The 6,664-nt window shown below is 36.8% G+C and carries 4 protein-coding genes and 2 pseudogenes; 1 reads left to right on the top strand and 5 read right to left on the bottom strand.

All coding sequences use genetic code 11. The features are described 5' to 3' along the window. A pseudogene (locus AFK68_RS36910) lies at window positions 1–340 on the top strand (hypothetical protein); the annotation flags it as partial. A gap of 715 nt (window positions 341–1,055) precedes the next feature. On the opposite strand, the gene AFK68_RS45450 reads toward AFK68_RS36910, so the two are convergent. The 5 genes and pseudogenes from AFK68_RS45450 to AFK68_RS43835 form a co-directional block, all read right to left on the bottom strand. Further along, window positions 1,056–1,619 carry an MFS transporter gene (locus tag AFK68_RS45450; RefSeq protein WP_371357420.1) on the bottom strand — a complete coding sequence of 188 codons (564 nt, stop codon included), beginning with the start codon at window positions 1,617–1,619 and terminating at the stop codon, window positions 1,056–1,058. Window positions 1,620–2,050: 431 nt separating this feature from the next. Continuing rightward, window positions 2,051–2,769, bottom strand: a 719-nt coding sequence (locus tag AFK68_RS16380) for an MFS transporter (RefSeq protein WP_143437946.1), incomplete at its 3' end; no start/stop codon positions are given. Window positions 2,770–3,233: 464 nt separating this feature from the next. Further along, the gene (locus AFK68_RS16375; protein ID WP_094673711.1) at window positions 3,234–3,851 is read right to left on the bottom strand and encodes a hypothetical protein; all 618 of its coding nucleotides are present in this window, start codon (window positions 3,849–3,851) and stop codon (window positions 3,234–3,236) included. Window positions 3,852–4,124: 273 nt separating this feature from the next. Beyond that, window positions 4,125–4,542: pseudogene (nirA, locus tag AFK68_RS45445) on the bottom strand (ferredoxin--nitrite reductase); the annotation flags it as partial. 1 nt (window position 4,543) lies between these two features. Next, the coding region (locus tag AFK68_RS43835) for a ferredoxin--nitrite reductase (RefSeq protein WP_094673712.1) at window positions 4,544–5,868 on the bottom strand (1,325 nt) is incomplete at its 3' end. Window positions 5,869–6,664 lie beyond the last annotated feature (796 nt).

Genomic DNA, 6,664 nt, shown 5'->3' with positions numbered 1-6,664 from the left:
GTCTAAAAATAATAGTAATAAACCCAATGATTTTCTAATTTTAGGTACTTGTAAAAAGTTATTAAATTTTATAGTTATCGATAGTCTAGAACAACCTAAACATTTTGTTTTTTATGACTTAATTAATAATCTGGGGACGATAAGAGTTATTGGTATATTATTGAAAATTGTACTCTTTTGTCGCCAAGCCAAACCTTATTTAGAACAAAAGTTTTCCATTCTGTTTAAGCATTATCAAGGATCTACTTCTGGTAAGGTTTGGTGGTTAGTTAAATCTATGGAGACTCTCAATGTTGCTTTAAGCACTAATTGCGGAGGAATTAACCTGTGTTGCTTTTAATAAATACTGATTCAATTAAATATAGTAGACCTCTGGTGAAAAAGATATAGACTTTTGGCAAGAGTAGGGAACAGGGAATAGGGAATAGGGAATAGGGAATAGGGAATAGATTTTCACGCCAAAGATACAAAAAATGATGTTGTAAGTAACTTTTACAAGTCTAGCTTATGTTAAATTAAAGAGCAAGTTTATTTTCTGGAGATATCTAGTGAAAGTAACAGAGAAGGAAGAAATAAAAAGGAAGAAAGTTTAAAACAAGAAAAAAACGTGATGGTGGTGCATAGTAATGGTATAGGAAGTGTGGGAAGTGTGGGAAAAAAATATATATTATCACCATTACTATGCAGGACTACCAAAAACTTAAATTGAAGTAGATATTAGCAAACTGTTTACACAAATAGGTACTTATACAGCAGTTTCCGCGCGTTATGAGATAAATATATTGACGGTTAAGAATTGAGAATTGAGAATGCACGAGTTGATAAGTTATCCAGAGTATGACTACTACGAAGTTTACCAGAAATGTTTGCAGAGTCAGTTAGCTAGTTAAGAAATTGGCGATCGCGTAGGCTGCTGTCAGGTCTATCCCATAGAACCAATTTAAGGTATATTTAAAATTGCTGGGAACTTTACCTACTCATCAGTTATTAGTCATCATTTATATTCACTCAATATAATTTCTGATAATTCCTGCGTTGACAGCAACCAACAAACCTTAGTCTTCAGCAAATACAGGAAAAGATTCCATTTGCATTTCCTCTTCTCCTTCATGGTGTTCAGCAAATGAACCTTCTGGTTCTTTCAAGAAGAAAGCACAGACAAATGCTACAATTATTGACAGGACTCCAAGAACTTCAAAGAAAATCTTATTACCGATAGCACCTTCGGGTAACAAACTAAATAAAGTCAGATAAACCACTGCACCCACGTTACCATAAGCACCAACATTACCAGCAATTTGACCAGTCACTCGGCGTTTCACGAGGGGAACTATCGCAAAAGTAGAACCTTCAGCCGCTTGGACAAAGAAAGAACAACACATTGTGAGCAAAACAGCACCAGGCAACCACCAACTTTCACCTACATGACCAAATGTCAGATAACCAATTCCCATTCCAGCAGTCAATACTGTCATTGTTAACTTACGACTACCTAGCTTATCAGAGATTAAACCACCACCAGGACGAGATGCTAAATTCATAAAAGCATAACTAGCAGCAATCATTCCTGCCATTGCCTTACTCAAACCAAAAGTATTTTCAAAGAAAGCAGGGAGCATCGAAACTACTGCTAACTCAGAACCAAAATTCACAAAATAAGTTAATTCTAAAATTGCTACCTGAGAAAATTTATAGCGATCGCCAGGAGGATAGTGTTTTTCTCCAGCAATTAACTCTTTATTAGTTGCCCAACAGTTATAAGTTTGGAAAGCATACAAACCTAATAGTAGTAACCAGACAATATAAAGCTGACCTTGGGATAAGAAACCAACTTTACTCAACCGCCAAGCTAACAAACAGAGAACACCCGTTAAAGGAATATTCATCAAAATGAGGAAAAGGAAATCTTTTTGGGTAGTAACTTCTAAACCTCTAGCACGTTTCGGTTTTTGATATACTTTCCCAGGCGGTGTATCTTGAACATTAAAGAAATAAAACGCACCATAAAGTGCAGCAATGATACCTGTCAAAGCGATAGCTAACCGCCAANCAAGCTAACAAACAGAGAACACCCGTTAAAGGAATATTCATCAAAATGAGGAAAAGGAAATCTTTTTGGGTAGTAACTTCTAAACCTCTAGCACGTTTCGGTTTTTGATATACTTTCCCAGGCGGTGTATCTTGAACATTAAAGAAATAAAACGCACCATAAAGTGCAGCAATGATACCTGTCAAAGCGATAGCTAACCGCCAATTTAAAACATCACCGGAACCAAAAGTTAACCAAGCAGCTATAGTGGGAAGTGTGAAGGCAGCGCCAGCAGAGCCAAAGTTACCCCAACCGCCATAAATACCTTCTGCCAAACCTATTTCTTTAGGTGGAAACCATTCAGCCACCATGCGGATACCAATAACAAAACCAGCACCGACAATACTTAATGCCAAACGGCTAATCACCAACTGGCTAAAGTTTTGAGCAAGAGCAAACCCAATACAGGGAATAGCTGCATACATCAGCAAGAGTGAATAGGTAATTCTTGGTCCGTATTTATCTAGTAACATTCCGATGATAATTCGGGCAGGTACTGTGAGTGCAACGTTACATATAGCAAGAGTTCTTATTTGAGAAGTTTCTAAACCTAAGTCTGCTTTTAATGATGTTGCTAATGGTGCTAAGTTAAACCAAACAACAAAAGAGAGAAAAAAGGCAAACCAAGTTAAATGAAGGATGCGGTAACGACCGCGAAAAGACCAGAGTTCTGTTAACATATTTTATGTAAATTATACTAGGTTATAGAAATCACGAGATTAATACTCGTATAGGGTAAAGAGCATTTATCAAAAAGAGGAGGAATATTACTTTTGATTATTTAGAGGCTGTTTGTAGTTAAACTTTAGCCTCTAAATATTTTTTGGTCTTGCATAAATGCGAGGTGATTTTAATAGTTTTGTGGAATGGGCATCTTGCCCGTTCCTTATATTTTCTGACAGGCAGGATGCCCATCCCACTCACATTCATCCCTTAATTCAGCTTGTATAGAACCCATTTAGTATCAATGCCAGCGATATTGATTTTTGAGGAGTGGAGTCATCCATAGGATATAGGCGATATAGGAATTAAAGGTAAAAAAATATTCTAAGATCATCTCCGAATGATTAGGTATAAATAAAATATTTGGCGATCGAGAGGATATATTTTAATTTCTCCCCATCTCCCCATCTCCCCATCTCCTCTACTCCTCCACTCCTTCTTCAGCCATCCATTGATTAACTTGAAGTACACCATCGGGAGTGAGTATCACTAAAAATTCTGCAGTTGCTTTGCTAGCATCTTCTAGGTTCGTAGTAGTAAAATTAGTCAATTTTTCTAAAGGAGTTTCTGCAATATATTTGGAAGCTGCTTTATTGACGTGCTGATATTCAGCAATATTTCCAGCAGAATTCATTGTAACTCGATAGACTAAATTTTCCGAAAAAGTAGGATATTGTTTCCAACTTGTGTCTATCTGGTTATATAGTACCGAGGTTAATTTGTCAAGGGTATCTGAATCAGTAATTTTTGGTTTTGCTTGAGTTTCTGGAACTGTCATAGTTACCTCAGTTACTACTGGAGCAGTTTCTTCTGATACTGTATTCACTTTTGAAGTTGATGTCGTCAATGTAGATTCTGAAGTTGATGTAGCAACAGTAGTTTCAGCTTGTTGCTGTTGAGCATATTCTCCTAAAGAACGCTGCCAACTGTTTACATAAAAGCCAGTAAATAATGTCAAGCCAATAACAGATATGATTTTCAGACCTAGAGACTTTGCCGTTTCAGAACCAGTATTTGAGGGATTGATTGTAGTAGACATTGTTAAGCTCCTCCTTGTTGTTATAAAAGTAATGTTTTGTATTGAAATTAATAGATTTTTTGTGTGAGACTGATTTTCTGATTGGTTGGTTCTGTGGTTGATTAATTTTATCAATGCTAGATCGAGCCAATAGTCAAATTGTTCAAAGAATGGCAATGAGTGCAAACTGTATCACAAATAAATTTCCCTCTTTAGTTGTTTTCCTTACTGCAAATACTTCTCCGGTCTTTACTAATTATCATATTGACTCGTTCAACAACTTCAAGTAAACACTTACTTTGGTTGAGCAGCAAAATTCTCAATTAACAAATTCCTTAATATTGGTTTGAGGTCTTCGCAAGGAATACCTTTTTGAACACAAGTACCAAGTTGAGCATCCTTACCAACTTTACCCCCCATGTATAAGTCAACACCCTCAACCATTTTTCCATCTTTGCGAGCTTTCGTACCCATCAAACCAATTTCTGCAACCTGGGGTTGTCCGCAAGAGTTGGGGCAACCAGTCCAATGAATGCGTACTGGTTTTGGCATTGATAGTTCTGTTTCCAGTTCTTTAGCTATTGCCAAAGCGCGATTTTTAGTTTCAATCAGGGCAAAGTTGCAAAATTGCGCTCCCGTACAGGAAACTATAGCTCTAGTTAATGGTTGAGGATCGATAGAAAATTTTTCTAGGAGGGGTTCAGCTAGAAATNCCGCAAGAGTTGGGGCAACCAGTCCAATGAATGCGTACTGGTTTTGGCATTGATAGTTCTGTTTCCAGTTCTTTAGCTATTGCCAAAGCGCGATTTTTAGTTTCAATCAGGGCAAAGTTGCAAAATTGCGCTCCCGTACAGGAAACTATAGCTCTAGTTAATGGTTGAGGATCGATAGAAAATTTTTCTAGGAGGGGTTCAGCTAGAAATGCTTCTAGTCGAGAGTCAGGAATATTAGAAATGATAACATTTTGTTCAACTGTCAGACGAATTTCTCCATTGCCATAAACTTCAGCTAAACGAGCTATGTCAAACATATCGGCAGCATAAAATCTACCAACAGGAATATTTAACCCAACATAGTTTAACCCTGGTTGCTTTTGTTTATAAACGCCAATGTGGTCGCGCTTTTCCCAGATAATTTCGTCTTTGAGGGCTTCTGTTTCTAAAATTTGCCCCATTTGTTGCTCAACTTCTGAGCGGAATTTTGCAACTCCCCATTCATCAATGAGCCACATTAACCTTGATTTTTGTCGATTTCCCCGGAGTCCGTAATCACGATATACTTCTAATAGAGCGCGGCAAAGGGCTACAACTTGATTCGGTTCTACCCAAGCATTTAGAGGAATAGCGGCTTCGCACCGTTTGGCTGAGAAAAAGCCACCCACCAGAACATTGAAACCAAATTTATCGTTTTTGTAGGCAGGAATAAAGGCAATATCATTAATTTCCGCATGAACTGAGTTATCAACACATCCAGCGATCGCTATATTGAATTTTCTTGGTAGATTAGTAAATTCAGGGTTGCCTTTGCTATTACCAGTAATCATATCTTGGACTTGCTGTACTAACTCACGGGTATCATAAAGTTCATTAGCATCAATACCAGCAACAGGGGAACCCGTGATATTTCGTACGTTATCCATACCAGATTGAACACTGGTTAAACCAACTCGTTCAAATTTATTGAAAATGTCTGGAATATCTTCAATTCTAATTCCTCGCAGTTGTAAATTTTGTCTGGTGGTAATGTCGGCGTTACCATCATCCCCGTAGCGTTGGACTACTTCTGCCAAGACTCGCATTTGTTGACTGGTGATAATTCCATTAGGCATACGCATCCTTAACATAAATTTGCCTGGAGTTACAGGTCGAAAGAATATACCCAACCATTTAAGTCTGTGGTTGCGGTCTGTTTCGTCTATTGCTTCCCAACCTATTCTGGCAAAATGTTCTATTTCTGTTTTTACTGCTAGACCATCTTTTTCTGCTTTGATTTTCTCAAACTTATTTAGTTTTGTTTGGCTTTCTATAGTGCCAGTCATCTATTTTTCCTTATTTACAGACTTTTATTTCTATGCCAAAACCTAATTTTAGGTCTAGTTTTTAGTTAATTATTTATTTTTTTGAGATGTTTACTAGGATGAAAAACTTTTTTAAGAGATTCTATGTTTTCTGAGCATATCTGTTTAACTAATTTTATTTGAATTTGTTGTTGACCAATTTAGAGGAAGGCAAATAAAGAATTCGTAGCTTATATTACAAAATATTTATTTTGATGCGGTTTATGTATTTAAAAAATGCGTTTATTGCATAATTTGACGAATATATCTAACGAGACTTTAGAAAAAACATGACTTACGGAGGCAAAGGAAGAAGGACAACAGAGGAATACTTACAGCGCTTTTCACATGAAACGCGACATGAATGCGCAGCATTCCGTAAGGAAAGCAATCTCAGTTATGCGAGATTGCTTCCTATCGTCGCAATGACTATTTTTCAAGATTGTATGAGCAAGAAAAAAACTTAAATTTCCTGTAGATATTCACCCTAACTTTTACAAGCTCCGATACCAGCGGACATGATATAAATTCTATTTGTGGAGTATTTGAGCAGCAAAAACTCAGTCATAAATCACTTTTGAATTTTGACTTTTAATATAAAATCCGGTTATACAGTAATCGCAAAATTACTTTCTCTTAATACAGATGTTCTATAGAAGCCCTAACCGTATCTCCAAAAAATAGGTCCTGGTGGAGAAGTAATTGATAAAAAATTGGTAATAATTGATTTAATGATTGGATTTGGGGAGATATCTAATACACCCCATCTCCCCATCTC

This window comes from Hydrocoleum sp. CS-953 (assembly GCF_002260545.1).
Taxonomy (GTDB): Bacteria; Cyanobacteriota; Cyanobacteriia; order Cyanobacteriales; family Microcoleaceae; genus Trichodesmium.
The sequence above is the reverse complement of the archived record's forward strand: the minus strand, read 5'-3'. Positions and strand labels throughout refer to the sequence as shown.

What these genes read in the sequence shown, in the direction of transcription:
- AFK68_RS45450 (WP_371357420.1), bottom strand. Translation starts at nt 1,619, where the DNA reads ATGCTCCCTGCTTTCTTTGAAAATACTTTTGGTTTGAGTAAGGCAATG.
- AFK68_RS16375 (WP_094673711.1), bottom strand. Translation starts at nt 3,851, where the DNA reads ATGTCTACTACAATCAATCCCTCAAATACTGGTTCTGAAACGGCAAAG.